Here is a 14,066-nt window from a genome sequence, read left to right as displayed (position 1 = left end):
GTCATCCCTCGTTCTTGCGGAGGGTGAAGGCGAGGCTCTCGTGCTCGTGGAAGTACGGCCGGTATCCGGCGTGCGGGGGTTCCATCCAGCGCAGTCGCTCGATGGCGACGACCTCGTCGGCCACTCCGCACTGCGCGAGGTAGGCGTCGAGGTCGGGGCGGTCGTAGAACTTGCAGTAGAAGTCGGCGTGGTCGCGGTACTCCTTGGGGCCGATGGCCACCATGCCGGGGTCCGCGACCTGGCAGTCGGCCATGGTCCACATGTTCGCGACGATGTGGCCGCCCGGGCGGCAGATCCGGTACAGCTCCTGGAGCGCTTTGACCGGTTCGGTGAGGTGGCCCAGGAGGTCCCAGCAGAAGATGCCGTCGACGCCGGCGTCGGGCAGGCCGGTGGCGAAGACGTCGGTCTCCTGGAACAGGACGTTGTCGGCGCCGGCTTTCGCGGTGACCGTACGGGCGATGCGCATCGCGTTGTGGGAGGTGTCGCCGGCCAGCACGATCTTGGCGGCCTGGGCGAGGGGGGCGAGGTTGCGGCCGTCGCCGCAGGGGAGGTCGAGGACGATGAAGGCGGCGTGGTCGGCGAAGAGTTTGGCGGTGTTGACGACGTACGGGACCGGGGGGTCGCCCCAGAGGTTGGCGTGGCCGTCGAGGAGGTAGGCGTCGTTCCACTGCCCTTTGGCCAGCTCGTCGGAGGTGGTGTCGGTGGTCACGGGCGGGCCCTTTCTTCTGGCGTGGTGCGGGTGAAGTGCTCGTACATGTCCGTCACGCAGCGGTGTGCGTCGACGAAGGCGCGTGAGTAGCCGGGCGTCGGGATCAGGTGGTTGTAGAAGGTGGCGCCCTCGCACAGCGGGCCGATCAGCCACAGCCGCGGGTCGCCGGTGCCGTCCGGTCCGACCGGGTGGAGCGAGGGGTCGACGTCGGCGGCTGTGACGCTGCCGCTGTCCGGCGCGTACGGCGTCAGCAGCCGGCGCCGGCGCAGCGAGCGGACCAGCGGGCTCGCCGAGCCGGCGAGGTCGGGCCAGGGGGCGTTGCCCGCGCACAGCCAGTCCACGCGCTCCCGGTACGGGACCTCCAGGGTGGTCGACGACACGGTCCAGCCGGGGCCCGGTTCCGCCGGGGCGACGCGGGGAGCCGCGCCGAAGGGGAAACGGACGATTCCGCTGTCGGCCAGGGCGAGGAGTTCGGCGTACCTCTCCTTCTGCGGGCCGACGACCGCGCGGTTCATCAGCGGCACGGTACGGCTCATGAACGTGTCGAGCGAGGCCGAGGTCAGGCCACGGAAGTTGACAGCGTCGCGCAGAATGTCACGGACCTCTCGTACGGCTTCCGCCGCCGCTTTGAGCGGGCTGCCGGAAAGGCCCTTCTCCGCCTCGGTGAGATCGTCGCCCACCGTCCTGGTCAGCCATTTCTGATAGTCGTGGCTGTCGTGCAGTTCCATGCTTTGGGACGGGTCCCACAGGGTGGTCGGGTCGAAAGACGTGTCGAGTGCGTCGAGCACCTCGGGGAGTTTTCCCGAGCGGACGGCTTCGGCGAGGTCCGCCGCCAGTTCCTCTTCCGCTTCGTGCCCTTCCTCGACCAGGGTCCGGCATCGGAGGTGGGCGATCCGTATGTCGCTCAGCATCAGCGGCATGAGCTGCTCGTCGAAATCCAGCGGGCCGGCCGACCTCAGTGACGCGACGGTCTCGCGGGTGAGGGCCATCGGCTGGAATCGGCTCGTCATCTCCTCGCGCTTCGGCCGGACCCGGAAAGGCATTCCGGATCGGGAGTACAGCAGAATCCGGGGTTCCGCTCCGCTGGGCCGATAACGGACCTCGCCGGATTTCCGGGAGAACCGTCCGCCGCGCCCGATGGTCAGGGCGGAGACCACGTCCATCGCGGAGAGCCCGAACCCTCCGACGGCCACCGATTCCCCGGGCGCGATGGCCTCGACGCTCTCGGGCAGCGGATAGGGGTCGGCGACGGCACGCGTCCCGGTCCGCCGGCCGTTTCCGACGTGCCCGAGCGTGAGGAAAGCGTAGTCGCTGGTGAGCGCCGTCCCGTCGGCCAGGGTGATCCGTACGCCGGTCTCCTCGTGCGACTGGACGTCGACGGCCTCGGAGCGGTGCATGTGCAGGCGCATTCCCTCCGGGGCCCTGCGGCACGTCCACTCGAAGAACCAGCGCAGGTATTCCCCGAGGATCCGCCGGGGCAGGAAATCACCGGGGACGATGGGACGCCCGCCCGACCGGGTCACCGTATGGCCGTCCTCGGCCAGCCGCAGCCCGCGCGCCGTGACCCAGTCGAAGAGTCCTGGCCCGCTCTCCGCTGCTGCGGCGCCCACGGATTCCGGGCCCGGGAACATGGATATCTCGCCGCAGAGCGTATTCAGGAGCAGATAGTCCGGTTGATCGGTGGCGTGCAATCCTTGACCTGATGACGTGGGGTCGACCAGGTCGACTCTCACGGAAAAGGGGAGGGTTTCATTCCGAGCCAATGAGACGATCCGCTCCAGAATGCTGCACCCTCGGGACCCCAGACCGATGATCCCCACTCTTAATTCGGAGCCCACCCGCAACCCCCGTAGGCAGCGTGTTATTGAACGCGTCCCAGCCTAACCTCCACCACCATGGTCACCACACCCCGATTCGACAATGGCGCATTCCTGCTCCGATTCCCGCCACCGGAGACACCCCCTCCGCTCGCGGAACGCCCCGAGCAGCGCCTACGCCAGTCGCCCACTCCCCCACACCGCCGAGAATCGGCCACACCCATCGAATGATCGACTTTCCGAATCTCCGGCTCCGGCACGCGAATGCGATTCCCTCTCTTTCCGTCGCCCGTATATATCCAGCGCCGGTGAACTCCGCCTGGATGTCCAGGCGGAGGTGCCGGGGCCCGCGTCAGAAGGTGAGGTTCCAGGCGTCGATCTTGCCCGTGTCGGAGGCGGCGTTGTCGTTGACGCGCAACTTCCAGGTGCCGTTCGCGGCCTCCGAGGAGGCGTTCACGGTGTAGGTCTGGGCGATGTTGTCGGCGCCGCTGCCGGTGCGGTTGTGCAGCGTGTAGACGGTGCCGTCGGGCGCCACCAGGTCGACCTTCAGGTCACCGATGTAGGTGTGCTTGATGTCCACGCCCACCTTGAGGGCGGCCGGGGCGTTGCCGGTCACGCCGGTGACGGCGATCGGGCTCTCCACGGTCGCGTTGTCGGCGATGGCGACGTCCGCGAGGTTCTCGAAGTACGCGCCGGGCGGCGGGGTGGCCCCGACGGCCTTGAGGGCGTCGACCTGGCCCTCGCCGAAGAACCCGTTGTTGGCCGTCGTGCCCGTGCAGCGGCTGTCCGAGGGGCAGGCGATGTCGTTGGCCTGGGCGGCCAGCTTGGCGCGGATCTGCGCCGGGGTGATGCCCGGGTCGGCGCTCGCGATGAGTGCCGCGACGCCGGCCACGTGCGGACTGGCCATCGAGGTGCCGCTCTTGCTGCCGTAGCCGCCGCCGGGGAGGGTGGAGTACACGTTGCTGCCCGGCGCCGAGACGTCGATGACGCCCTGTCCGAAGTTGGAGAACGATGCCTTGGTGACGCCCGAGCCGTTGGCGGCGACCGTCACCACGCCCGGCAGTTCGGTCGGGATGTCGAGGCAGGCGTTGGTGATGGTGCGGGTGACCGGCGTCGAGTCGTTCGGGCTCGCGGAGTCGGTCGTCTTGTGGGCGAGGTCGTAGTTCTCGTTGCCCGCCGCGGCGACCTGGAGGGAGCCCTTGCTCTCGGCGTACTCCTGGGCGCGCTTGACGCCCTCGATGATGGCGGCCTGGTCGATGTTGTCCGGGCAGTTGAACTGCCACGGGTCCGTGTAATAGCTGTTGTTGGTGACCTTGAAGCCGTGGTCACCGGCCCAGACGAAGCCGCAGATGGTGTTCTCGGCGAAGAAGAAGGAGTTGCCCGGCTCGGCGACCCGGACCGCGGCGATCTTCACCCCGGGTGCCACGCCGACGACGCCCTTGCCGTTCTTGGCCGCGGCGACGGTGCCCGCCACGTGGGTGCCGTGCGTGTCGACGTCCCGCCAGGCTCCGGTGCGGGTGTCGGGCTTGCCGTAGGCGCAGGAGACCGAGTCGGCGGCGTCGAAGTTGGGCGCCAGGTCCTGGTGCTGGTCGTCCACTCCGGTGTCCAGGATGCCGACCGTGACGGAGGCGGAGCCCGGGTTCACGGCCCAGGCCTGGTCGGCCTTGATCTGGCTCATGTCGGCCCGGACCGGTTCTCCGGCCGGGGTGGAGGACTGGGAGGGGCTGGTCGGGAGCGCCGGGCTGTAGGCGTCGGCGGGGACGTCCGAGGTGCGGGTGGCGCCGACCTGCTGCACGCCGGCGACGGCGCGCATGGCGGTGGCGAATCCGCTGGACGCCGAGTGGGCGACGATCACGCCGATGGCGTCGAAGCCGGAGAAGACGGTGCCGCCGTTGGCCGTGATCGCGGTGCGGACCGCCGACGTGTTACCGGGGGCGGTGATCACGAGGTAGGCGCGCGTGCCGGCCACCCAGTCCGCGCTCTGGGCGGCCGGGGCCGCGGCCGGGGCGTGGGCCTTGGCGGCCTGCGCGGTGGCGGGGACGACGGGGAGCGTGCCCGCGAGGGCGCTCGTGGCGCCGAACGGGAGGGCGACGCCGAGGGTGACCGCCAGCGCGAGGGTGCGTCTGGTGCGGCTGGATATGTGGGGTGTCAATGCGTCCTCCGGAGACGGCCCGGCCATGCCGAGGGCACCGGCCGGACCGTACGAAACGAATGGTGGATGCAAAATGTCAGGTGCATGACCTTGAAGGGAAGTACCTTTCCGTACAGGACACGGCATGGCCGAAAACAGACGCGCTGCAGGTGCCGGGAAGTGGCCTGTCAGCCCGCGCCCCCCGGAGTGACCAGCCCCGTCTCGTAGGCCACCACCACGGCCTGCGCCCTGCTGCCCAGGTCCAGTTTGGTCATCGTGCGGTTGAGGTGGTCTTGACCGTCGCCTCGCTGATGAACAGTTCGCCGGCGATCTCCAGGTTGGACAGGCCGCGGGCGGTCAGCCTCAGCACCTCCACCTCGCGCGCGGTCAACGCGCCCAGATCGGGCGGCGGTTCGTCCGACCTTCCGGCGTCCGCGGCCTGGTGGGCGAACGCCTCGACCAGGCGGCGCGTGACGCTGGGCGCGAAGAGCGCGTCTCCCCCGCCGACCGCGGCCACCGCGGCGAGCAGCCGGTCCGGCCCCGAGTCCTTGAGCAGGAAGCCGCAGGCACCGGCGCGCAAGGCGCCGTACACGTACTCGTCGAGGTCGAAGGTGGTCAGGACGAGGACCCGGGGCGGCGGGTCGGGGGCTTCGGCGAGGATCTTCTCGGTGGCCGCGACGCCGCTCATGCCGGGCATCCGGATGTCCATCAGGATGACGTCGGGACGGGTCCGTGCGGCCAGGGCGACGGCCTCCTCGCCGTCGCCCGCCTCGCCGACCACCTCGATGCCGGGTGCCGCGCGCAGCAGCCCCACCAGGCCGGCGCGGATCAGGAACTGGTCGTCGACGACGAGCACCCTGGTCATCCCGATGGGTCTCCCCCTTCGCCCACGGTCGGTGCGGAGGTGGGCAGCGTCAGACGCACCGCGAAACCCCCCTCGCCGCGCGGGCCGATGTCGACCCGCCCACCGTAGAGCTTGGCCCGCTCACGCACGCCCATCAACCCGTGCCCGCTGCCCGGCGGAACCTTGTCCGGAATCACCCCCTGTCCGTCGTTCACGACGCTGACCTCCAACTGGCGTGGCCCGTAGCGCAGTTCCAAGCTCGCGGCGGCTCCGGGCGCATGCTTCAGCACGTTGGTCAGCGCCTCCTGCACGACGCGGTACGCGCACAGTTCGACGCCGGGCGCGAGCGGGCGGACCGTGCCCTCGGTCCGCAGGCCGACCCGCACGCCGCCGGACCGTACGCGCTCGACCATCTCCCCCAGGCGCGCGAGGCCCGGCATGGGCGTGGCCGGGGCGCCGTCCTCGTCCGAGGCCCGCAACACCCGCAGCATGCGGCGGAGTTCGTCGAGGGCCTCCGCGCTGGTGCCGGAGATCGTGGAGAGCGCGGCGCGCGCCGTGTCGCGGTCCGAGTCGAAGACGAACCCGGCCAGGCCCGCCTGCACCGAGATGACCGACATGTGGTGGGCCACCACGTCGTGCAGTTCGCGCGCGATCCGGCCGCGCTCCTCGGCCACTTCCCGGCGGGCCCGCTCGGCCTGCTCCGCGCGGAGCCTGCCGGTCAGTTCGGCGCTGCGGCGGGCGATGACACCGAAGCGCCACAGCACGGCGCGAAAGACGACGGCCTGGCCGGCGACGGACGCCATGGAGCCGCCGTCACTGACCAGTCCCGCGTCGATCCAGACCCCGGCCATCGCGACGGCGCAGACGACGGAGGTCCGCACGGGACGCAGCGACGCCACCGTGTAGACGGCGAGCATCGGCCCGAAGGAGTTCACGACGGGCCAGTAGCCGGCGGTGACGTAGCAGAACCACACGAGGTGGACGACGGCGCAGACGGCGACCGGCGCCCGGCCGCGCAGCGCGAGCGGCAGGTTGACCAGCCCGACGAGCGCGTACGCGGGCGCGTCGAGGGAGGACCATCCCTGGCTCACGGCTTCCTGCCCGAGGAGCACGGACACACCGGCGAGTGCCACGGCGATCAGCACGTCGGCCGCCAGGCCGGCCCGGACTGGGGGGCGGATCCGCATTGCCGCAGCGTAGCCGGGGGTCGGGCGGCGGGACGTCAAACTGCCGCGGTACCGCGAAAGTTGGAGGAACCGGGCGTCTACCGCCGCGGGTCCGCCGGGAGTTCAACCCGCTGCCGGACGCGGCCCGGCACGGACCGTCCGTAGTTTCTTGCATCAGCACGCCGGCGCCGCGGCCGACCACCGGGCGCCGCACGGACACGGTCGACACGGGGGCCCGACGGGGGAACCCGGCCGGTGGTCCGGGAAAGGATTCGACACGATGACGGCGCGAAAGAGCCTCGCCCTGGCGACGGCCACCGTGGCGCTGGGCACCGGGCTCGCGGTAGCCGCTCCGGCCGCCCAGGCGGCGCCGGTGGCTCCGGTGGCGCAGAGCACCGCCACTTCGCAGACCGGGGCCGCCGCCGCGAAGGCGAGCTGGCACCTGATCTGGGGCCCGAAGAGCCACAAGCCCACCAAGTACTGGGCCACGCCCGACTTCGTTCCGCGCAGCAGCACGCTCGGCGTCAACGCGCGCTGCTGGAACGGCGGTGACGGCACCAAGTACAAGATCGACGTGGTGCGCACCCGTGACAAGAAGGTCGTCAAGAAGGGCGGCTGGGGCTACTGCACCGGCAACTGGATGACGGTGAAGACGAAGGCGTCGTCCGGCACGGCGTACTACATGCGCATCTGCCTGAAGGGCAAGGCGCACACGGTCGAGGCGAAGGCGTACTACTACCGCTGAGACGGGGGACGGTCGTCGCCGGGCAACCGCGTGACACGACCGGAAAACCCGCCCGGCCCCCTCTCCACGGGAGAGCCGGGCGGGACCCCGGTGCGCTCAGCCTCCTCCGAGCGGGGTGAGCACCTCGCGAGCGACGCGCTCGCCGCTCTCCAGGTACCCCTGACTGTGCGTGCTGGTGTGTTCGCCCGCGAAGTGCAGCCGTCCCTCGCAGCGGCCGGTCCACCCCCCGTACTTGGTGTAAGCGCGAGGACGACGCGGTCGGCGATCACCTCCCGGCGGACGCCGCCGAAGCTCAGCCGGTAGGCGTCGCCGGTGCGGCGTACGGCGAGCAGGGGCGCGCCGACGTGCAGGGCGGGCTTGGCAGGCGGGCGGCCAGTGCGCCCGGGATCAGGTCGTTGCCGCTTCTCGACCAGGTCCATGTCCGTGGAGACCACGGCCTCGCCGCGTACGGCGCCCTGGAGCCGGAGGACCGAGCGTTCGCCGTGCCGGCGGCCGGGATCGTCCTCCTCAAGACGCAGGCCGAGTTCGTCCGCGAGGTTGCGGATATGGGTGTGCCGGGTGTCGATCCGTTCGCGGCGCTGAGCCCGGCGAGTCCGGCGCCGACGACGACCGCCCCCGCCGTGGCGAGCGCACCGCGCAGGACCGTACGCCGGGACGTGTCGTGGGGAGCGCGCGAGGCTCTCGGCGGACGCGGGCGATCCTGGTCGAGAACCCGTCTGTCAGGAGTCCTCGTCGTTGCGCGGGACAGCCCACCTCACGGCCGGCGCCGCCGAGACGTCGCCGGCCTCCTGCCCGTCCGCCGTAGCAGGCCCGCCGGATTTTCTCAGTGTCCGGTTCGCACAGCCGGTGTGCTGGGCTGTTCCGGCTGTTCGTGTTTGGCTCGTTGGATCTGCGCGTAGACCCGCGCACGGAGCTCCGCGAAGCGAGGGGTGGAGCGGGTGTGGAGTTGGTCGCGTTCGTCGGGGAGGTCGATGCGCAGGTCTTCCTTGACGACGGTCGGCGATTTCGACAGGACGATGGTGCGCTGGCCGAGGTAGACGGCCTCGTCGATGTCGTGGGTGACGAACAGGACGGTGACGCCGAGGTCGCGCCACAGGCGTCGGACGAGGTCCTCCAGGTCGGCGCGGGTCTGGGCGTCGACGGCGGCGAACGGTTCGTCCATCAGGAGCACTTCGGGCTGGTAGGCGACGGCGCGGGCGATGGCGACGCGTTGCTGCATGCCGCCGGAGAGCTGCCAGGGGTAGGCGGCGTGGGCGTCGCTCAGGCCGACGACGTCCAGGGCGTGTTCGACCAGTTCGGCCTGGCGTGCTTTGCCGAGCTTCTTCCCGCGCAGGGGCAGCGCGACGTTCTGCCGGACGGTCATCCACGCGAACAGGGAGCGGCCGTACTCCTGGAAGACGACGGCCATCCCGGGCGGTGGTCCGGTGATCGGCCTGCCCTGGAGGCGCAGTTCACCGCCCGTGGGGTCGAGGAGTCCGGACACGCACTTGAGGAGGGTGGTCTTGCCGCAGCCGGACGGCCCCACCAGGCAGACGAGTTCGCCCGCGTCGAGGGAGAAGGTGACGTCGCGCAGTGCCTCGACCGTGCGGCCGTGCCCGGTGTAGGTCTTCTGTAGATTCCGAATGTCGAGCAAGGACATGGGCACCTCCGGGAGAGCCTGTCGGTCAGGAGTCGCGCTGGGCACGGCGCGCACCGTGGTACCAGGCCAGGGCCCGGTTCTCCACGAACCGGAAGAGCTGGGACAGCAGGAAGCCGAGCAGGCCGAGCAGCAGGACGCCGCTCCACATCTCGGGGATGGCGAACGAGCGCTGGAACTGCACGATCGTGAAGCCGAGGCCGTTGGTGGAGGCGAACATCTCGCTGATGACCATCAGGATGATGCCGATGGACAGGGCCTGCCGCATGCCGGTGAGGATCTGCGGGCTCGCCGAGCGCAGCACGAGGTGCCACAGCCGGGACGGCCCGGTGATCCCGTAGGAGCGGCAGGTGTCGTCGAGGACCTCGTCGACGGCGCGGACCCCTTCGGCCGTGTTCAGCAGGATCGGCCAGACGCAGCCGCTCGCCACCACGATGATCTTCATGGTGTCCCCGATGCCCGCGAACAGCATGATCACGGGAACGAGTACGGGCGGCGGAACGGCGCGGAAGAGTTCCAGGACGGGCTCCAGCACCTCGCGCAGCACCCGGACCGCGCCGACGGCGAGGCCCACCGCGACGCCCACGGCCGCGGCGAGCAGGTATCCGGCCGTCAGCCGCAGCAGGCTGGGCAGCACGTCCGATTTCAGCCGGTCGAGGGTCCAGACCTCGGTGAACGTGTCCAGGATCGTGGAGAGCGGGGGCAGGTAGAAGTCGGTGCTGCCGGCGCTGGCGAACCACCACACGGCGAACAGCACGGCGGGCAGGGTGACGGCGAGCAGGACACCGCGTACGGCGCTGCGCACGGACATGTGCGTCTACCTCCCGGTCCGCTGGGACTGGTGCCAGTGCAGCACCCGGCGCTCGACCGCCCGCGCGGCCAGGTTGACGGCGACGCCGACGAGACCGGTCGTCAGCACCAGGGCGTACACCCTGGGTACCGCCCCGGAGGTCTGGGCGACGGCCAGTTCCTGGCCGAGGCCGGGTGAGCCGATGACGAGTTCGGCGGTGACGGCGAGCACGAGCGCGACGGTCGCGGCGAGCCGTACACCGGTCATGACGTAGGGCAGCGCCGTGGGCCACAGGACGTACCTGATCCGCTCCCAGGCGCTCAGCCGGTAGCTGCGGGCGGTGTCCCGGGCCACCGGGTCCACGTCGTGGAGGCCGGCGAGCACCTGGACCAGCATCTGCCAGAACGAGGCGTACACCACCAGGAGCAGTTTCGAGCGCAGGTCGGTTCCGTACAGCAGGACCGCGACGGGGATCAGCGCGACGGAGGGGATGGGCCGCAGGAACTCGATGGTGGAGGCGGTGGCCGCGCGCAGCAGGGGTACCGATCCGATGACCACGCCGACGACCGCTCCGGCCACGACGGCGATGGCGAGGCCGATCCCCCAGCCGGTCAGGGTGTCGCCGAGAGCGGACCAGAAGCCGCCCTCGCCCAGCATGTTCCAGAGGGCGCGGACCGTCGTGGAGGCCGGGGGGAGGTAGTCGGGGGAGACGAGCGAGGTGCGGGGCAGCGTCTCCAGTACGGCCGCCAGCCCGGCCACCCCGGCCAGTCCGCGCAGGACGGACGGGGCGGGCAGGGGCACGCGCCGCGCGGTCGCGGGGCTCTTGATGTCCGCGAGGGTCATGAGAACAGTGCTCCGATGTCCGGCTTCTTGTCGCCGAAGACGCCGTCCTGGCCGCCGAGTTGGGCCAGTTTCTCCAGGGAGGCGCGGTTCACGGCGGTCGGCCAGCTCGGCAGGATCAGCTTGTCCAGCACGTCACCGCTGATCTTGGTGTAGGTGGTGAGGGTCTGGCGGGCCTCGTCCGGGTGGGCGGACGCGTACTCCAGGGACTCGTTCATCGCCTCGGTGAACTTCTTCACGAGGGCGGGGTTCTGCTGCGCGATCTTCGTCGAGGTGAAGTACGCCGCCACGGTGAGCGCGGGGTCGGTCTCGGCGAAGGGCGAGGCGATGACGCGGGCCCCCTGGCCCTTGGCGATGGTCTGCGAGGGCTCCCCCATCCAGGCGGCGTCCACCCGGCCGTCGTCCAGCGCGGCCGGCATCTGGTCGAAGGGGATCTCGACGAACTTGACCTTCGAGGGGTCTCCCCCGGCCCTGCGCACCGTCTCACGGACCGTCGTGTCACCGATGTTCTGGAGCGTGTTGACGGCCACGGTGCGTCCGGCGAGGTCCTTGGCCGACTTGGCTGGGCTGTCCTTCTTCACCAGTACGGCGGTGACGTCGGAGCCCACCTTGCCGTTGGAGGCGGCTCCGTTGGCGACGGCCTTGATGGGCACGCCCTTGGTCTGGGCGAGCAGCAGGGAGGTGGTGTTGCTGAAGCCGAACTGGAACTGGCCGCTCACCACACCGGGGATGATCGCGGCACCGCCTTGCGCGGTGACCGTCTTGAGGCGGATGCCGCGCTTCTCGAAGAAGCCTTGTTTCTGGCCGAGATACAGGGGCGCCACGTCGACGATGGGGATGACGCCGACGGTCACCTCCGCGGTCTTGCCACCGGAATCCGGCGTCCCCTGGGCGTCGCCGGAGTCCGACGAACCGCACGCGGTGAGTCCGGCGACGGACAGCACGACCAGGGCGAGACCCGTCATACGCCTGTGCATGAGCTCCTCCTTGAGCAAGAACGGATAACGAGACGCGCTGCCGCACGGGGAGAGAGGTGAAGGGACGAGCCGGTTGGGTCCGTGGGGCTCGGCCGACGACAGCCATGGGGTCCGGGGGAACCGCTCAGGCGCCGAAGCCGGAACGACCGAGCCCATGCTGTGCACTATCTTGACGACCGCAATCTACACACCTAACTTCGCCGTGTCAGTGCCTGCGACGAAGGAATCCGCCACCGATCCTCCACCCGCCATTCCACGACGACGAGGAGTCCCGGCCCATGCCGCACCGCACCAACGCCCGCGCCCTCACGGCTCCCACCCCGCCCCCGTCACCTGCCCTCGTCCGGGCCGGTCGGCCGTGACCTCGCCCAGATGGACGTGAACGCCCCGCACGACCGACCGCCACCGGCCGCCCCGAACCGGTCCGGGGGGTCACCGGTGCGTCCGCAGTCGCTCCTGCTCGCCTTCTTCGGCAACCACGTCCTGAACGAGGGCCCCCTCTACGTCTACTCCGGGAGCATCATCGACATCCTCGCCCGGACCGGAGTGGGTGAGCAGGCGGTGCGTTCCACGCTCAGCCGCATGGTCAACCGCGATCTCCTCGCGCGCCGGAGGAACGGCCGGCGCATGTACTTCGGGCTCACCCCGCTCGCCACCGAGATCCTCCGCGACGGCAAGCGCCGCCTCTGGCGGACGAGCGTGGTGAACGAGGACTGGGACGGCACCTGGACGCTGCTGGGCTTCTCCCTCCCCGACTCCTGGCACAGCCAGCGCCACGACCTGCGCTCACGTCTGGGCTGGCTCGGTTTCGGACCGCTCTACAACGGCCTGTGGATCGCCCCCGGCCACGTCGACCTCACCGCCGTCATCGACGAACTCGGCGTCTCCGCGCACGTGAAGGTCTTCCACGCCCGCGCCGACGAGGCGACCGACATCCGCCTGATGATCAGCGACACGTGGGACCTGGGCTCCCTGGCCGCCCGCTACACCGCCTTCTCGCAGCGCTGGTCCGCCACCGAGTGGTCCGCGTCGGACGCCATCGCCGTCCGGCTGCGTCTGGTCAGCGAATGGCTGGAGATCATCCGCTCCGACCCCAGACTCCCCGGCCCCTACCTCCCCGCCGACTGGCCCGCCCGCCCCGCGGAGGACACCTTCCGCCGCATCGCCTCCGGCACGGCGACACCGGCCCGCCTCATGGCCGCCGCCGTGCTCGACACCATTCCCGGGACGCAGGCAGGGTGCTGAGTGACCGTGACGGCCTGTGGGCTCGCGGAAGCGGGGCTCAACGGAATCGGAAACGGGTGCCGGGAGCAGCGGCGAAGCACGGAGGCGGCCCCCGGCACGGGGACGGCATCGGCCGGACGTGATCGCCAGGGGCTCAGCCGCACTTGCATGTGCCGTAACGGCATGTGGTCCAGTAGGCGGCGAGCACGCCACCGAGAGGTTCCCCGTATGCCCCTTCCCGTGACTCCCCGCCGGGTCAAGATCGGCGATGCCGCCGCGCTCGCCGGGACCACGCCCCGCGCCATCCGCCACTACCACGCCCTCGGGCTCCTCCCGGAACCGGAACGCGGCAGCGACGGCCGCCGCCGCTACCGGCACGACGACATGGTCCGCCTGCTGTGGATCCGCAAGATGGCCGACGCGGGGGTCGCCCTGGACGACATCCGGGCCGGCTTCGAGGAAGTCACCGACGTCGAGGAGTCCCTGGCCCGGCTGGAGGCGTCCCTCGCCGCCAAGGCCGCCGCCCTCGAAGCCCAGCCGCCTCCGCGAGGCCGGCAGCCGGCTGGGCCTGCTCTCCCCCCTGGTCGGCGAATGCCTCCGCGCCCTGCCGCCCGGAGCCCTCCGCCCGGCCGACCTCGACACCCTCCTGATCACGGAACGCACCCTCGACCCCCTGGTCGCCGCCGCCCAGGCCGACCGCTTCCTCATCCTCGCCACCCACTCCGAACTGCGCGCGGAGGAGGACCGCCTGGCCGAGGCAGAGACACACCTGGACGACACCCTGTCCCCCGACGACCCCCGCATCGAAGACCTGGCCACCCGGCGATGCGCCCATGAGACCGCCCTGGCGGCCACCATCACCGCATCCGGCCTCGACGAATCCCTCGACACCCTCCTGGACCAGAACCACGACCACCCGCACGAGACGGGAACGACCACACTGGAGGCCCTCGCCAAGACGCCGTACGACTTCTCCCCGGCCCGCATCCGCTACGAGGAACGCGTCATCGAACTGCTCCACCCGGCCGACCAGGACGACGGCGACACCCCACCAAGCCGCTGACGGACATCGGCGCACGAGCCGAGCCCGTCGGGATCGCCGAGTCCCGGCCCCTTCCTCGCGCTCGCGGCGGTCGCCTGCGCGCGGGCGTTCCCGGCTCGGCGGCCGGGGCTGACGGCCCATCAGG

The 14,066-nt window shown here is 70.8% G+C and carries 10 protein-coding genes and 2 pseudogenes; 3 read left to right on the top strand and 9 right to left on the bottom strand.

Features of this window, described 5'->3' with window-relative positions; translation table 11 throughout:
* Window position 1: 1 nt before the first annotated feature.
* The 5 genes and pseudogenes from PV682_RS17290 to PV682_RS17270 form a co-directional block, all read right to left on the bottom strand.
* Entirely contained in the window at window positions 2-709 is a 708-nt protein-coding gene (locus PV682_RS17290; protein ID WP_319730690.1) for a class I SAM-dependent methyltransferase, read from the bottom strand.
* The gene (locus tag PV682_RS17285) at window positions 706-2,529 is read right to left on the bottom strand and encodes an FAD/NAD(P)-binding protein (protein ID WP_319730688.1); all 1,824 of its coding nucleotides are present in this window, start codon (window positions 2,527-2,529) and stop codon (window positions 706-708) included. Before PV682_RS17285 ends, PV682_RS17290 begins: the two co-directional genes overlap by 4 nt.
* A gap of 349 nt (window positions 2,530-2,878) precedes the next feature.
* Window positions 2,879-4,678, bottom strand: a complete 1,800-nt coding sequence (locus tag PV682_RS17280) for a S8 family peptidase (RefSeq protein WP_319730686.1) — start codon at window positions 4,676-4,678, stop codon at window positions 2,879-2,881.
* Window positions 4,679-4,845: 167 nt separating this feature from the next.
* A pseudogene (locus PV682_RS17275) lies at window positions 4,846-5,522 on the bottom strand (response regulator).
* Window positions 5,519-6,688, bottom strand: coding sequence for a sensor histidine kinase (locus tag PV682_RS17270; RefSeq protein ID WP_319730684.1), 1,170 nt, complete (start codon window positions 6,686-6,688; stop codon window positions 5,519-5,521). The pseudogene PV682_RS17275 and the gene PV682_RS17270 overlap by 4 nt, the downstream one beginning before the upstream one ends.
* Window positions 6,689-6,947: 259 nt before the next feature.
* Here PV682_RS17270 and PV682_RS17265 point away from each other — a divergent pair, with 259 nt between their 5' ends.
* Window positions 6,948-7,412 carry a hypothetical protein gene (locus PV682_RS17265; RefSeq protein WP_319730682.1) on the top strand — a complete coding sequence of 155 codons (465 nt, stop codon included), beginning with the start codon at window positions 6,948-6,950 and terminating at the stop codon, window positions 7,410-7,412.
* Window positions 7,413-8,235: 823 nt separating this feature from the next.
* On the opposite strand, the gene PV682_RS17260 is transcribed toward PV682_RS17265, so the two are convergent.
* From PV682_RS17260 to PV682_RS17245, 4 genes are read right to left on the bottom strand one after another with little or no spacing between them, the layout of a single operon-like run.
* Window positions 8,236-9,051: an ABC transporter ATP-binding protein gene (locus PV682_RS17260; protein WP_319730680.1), complete on the bottom strand. Its 816-nt coding sequence runs from the start codon at window positions 9,049-9,051 to the stop codon at window positions 8,236-8,238.
* A gap of 25 nt (window positions 9,052-9,076) precedes the next feature.
* Complete coding sequence (locus PV682_RS17255; protein ID WP_319730678.1) at window positions 9,077-9,859, bottom strand: ABC transporter permease; 783 nt, start codon at window positions 9,857-9,859, stop codon at window positions 9,077-9,079.
* Window positions 9,860-9,865: 6 nt separating this feature from the next.
* Window positions 9,866-10,681: an ABC transporter permease gene (locus PV682_RS17250; protein WP_319730676.1), complete on the bottom strand. Its 816-nt coding sequence runs from the start codon at window positions 10,679-10,681 to the stop codon at window positions 9,866-9,868.
* Window positions 10,678-11,655, bottom strand: coding sequence for an ABC transporter substrate-binding protein (locus PV682_RS17245; protein WP_319730674.1), 978 nt, complete (start codon window positions 11,653-11,655; stop codon window positions 10,678-10,680). The genes PV682_RS17250 and PV682_RS17245 overlap by 4 nt, the downstream gene beginning before the upstream one ends.
* 372 nt (window positions 11,656-12,027) lie before the next feature.
* On the opposite strand from PV682_RS17245, the gene PV682_RS17240 reads away from it, so the two are divergent.
* Both PV682_RS17240 and PV682_RS17235 read left to right on the top strand, forming a co-directional pair.
* The gene (locus PV682_RS17240) at window positions 12,028-12,900 is read left to right on the top strand and encodes a PaaX family transcriptional regulator (RefSeq protein ID WP_319730672.1); all 873 of its coding nucleotides are present in this window, start codon (window positions 12,028-12,030) and stop codon (window positions 12,898-12,900) included.
* Between the two features lie 207 nt (window positions 12,901-13,107).
* Window positions 13,108-13,942 (top strand): annotated as a pseudogene (locus tag PV682_RS17235) (MerR family transcriptional regulator).
* Window positions 13,943-14,066 lie beyond the last annotated feature (124 nt).

Origin of the sequence: Streptomyces niveiscabiei, assembly GCF_033794345.1 — a bacterium.
Lineage (GTDB): Bacteria > Actinomycetota > Actinomycetes > Streptomycetales > Streptomycetaceae > Streptomyces > Streptomyces niveiscabiei.
This window is presented reverse-complemented; position numbering and strand designations above follow the sequence as displayed.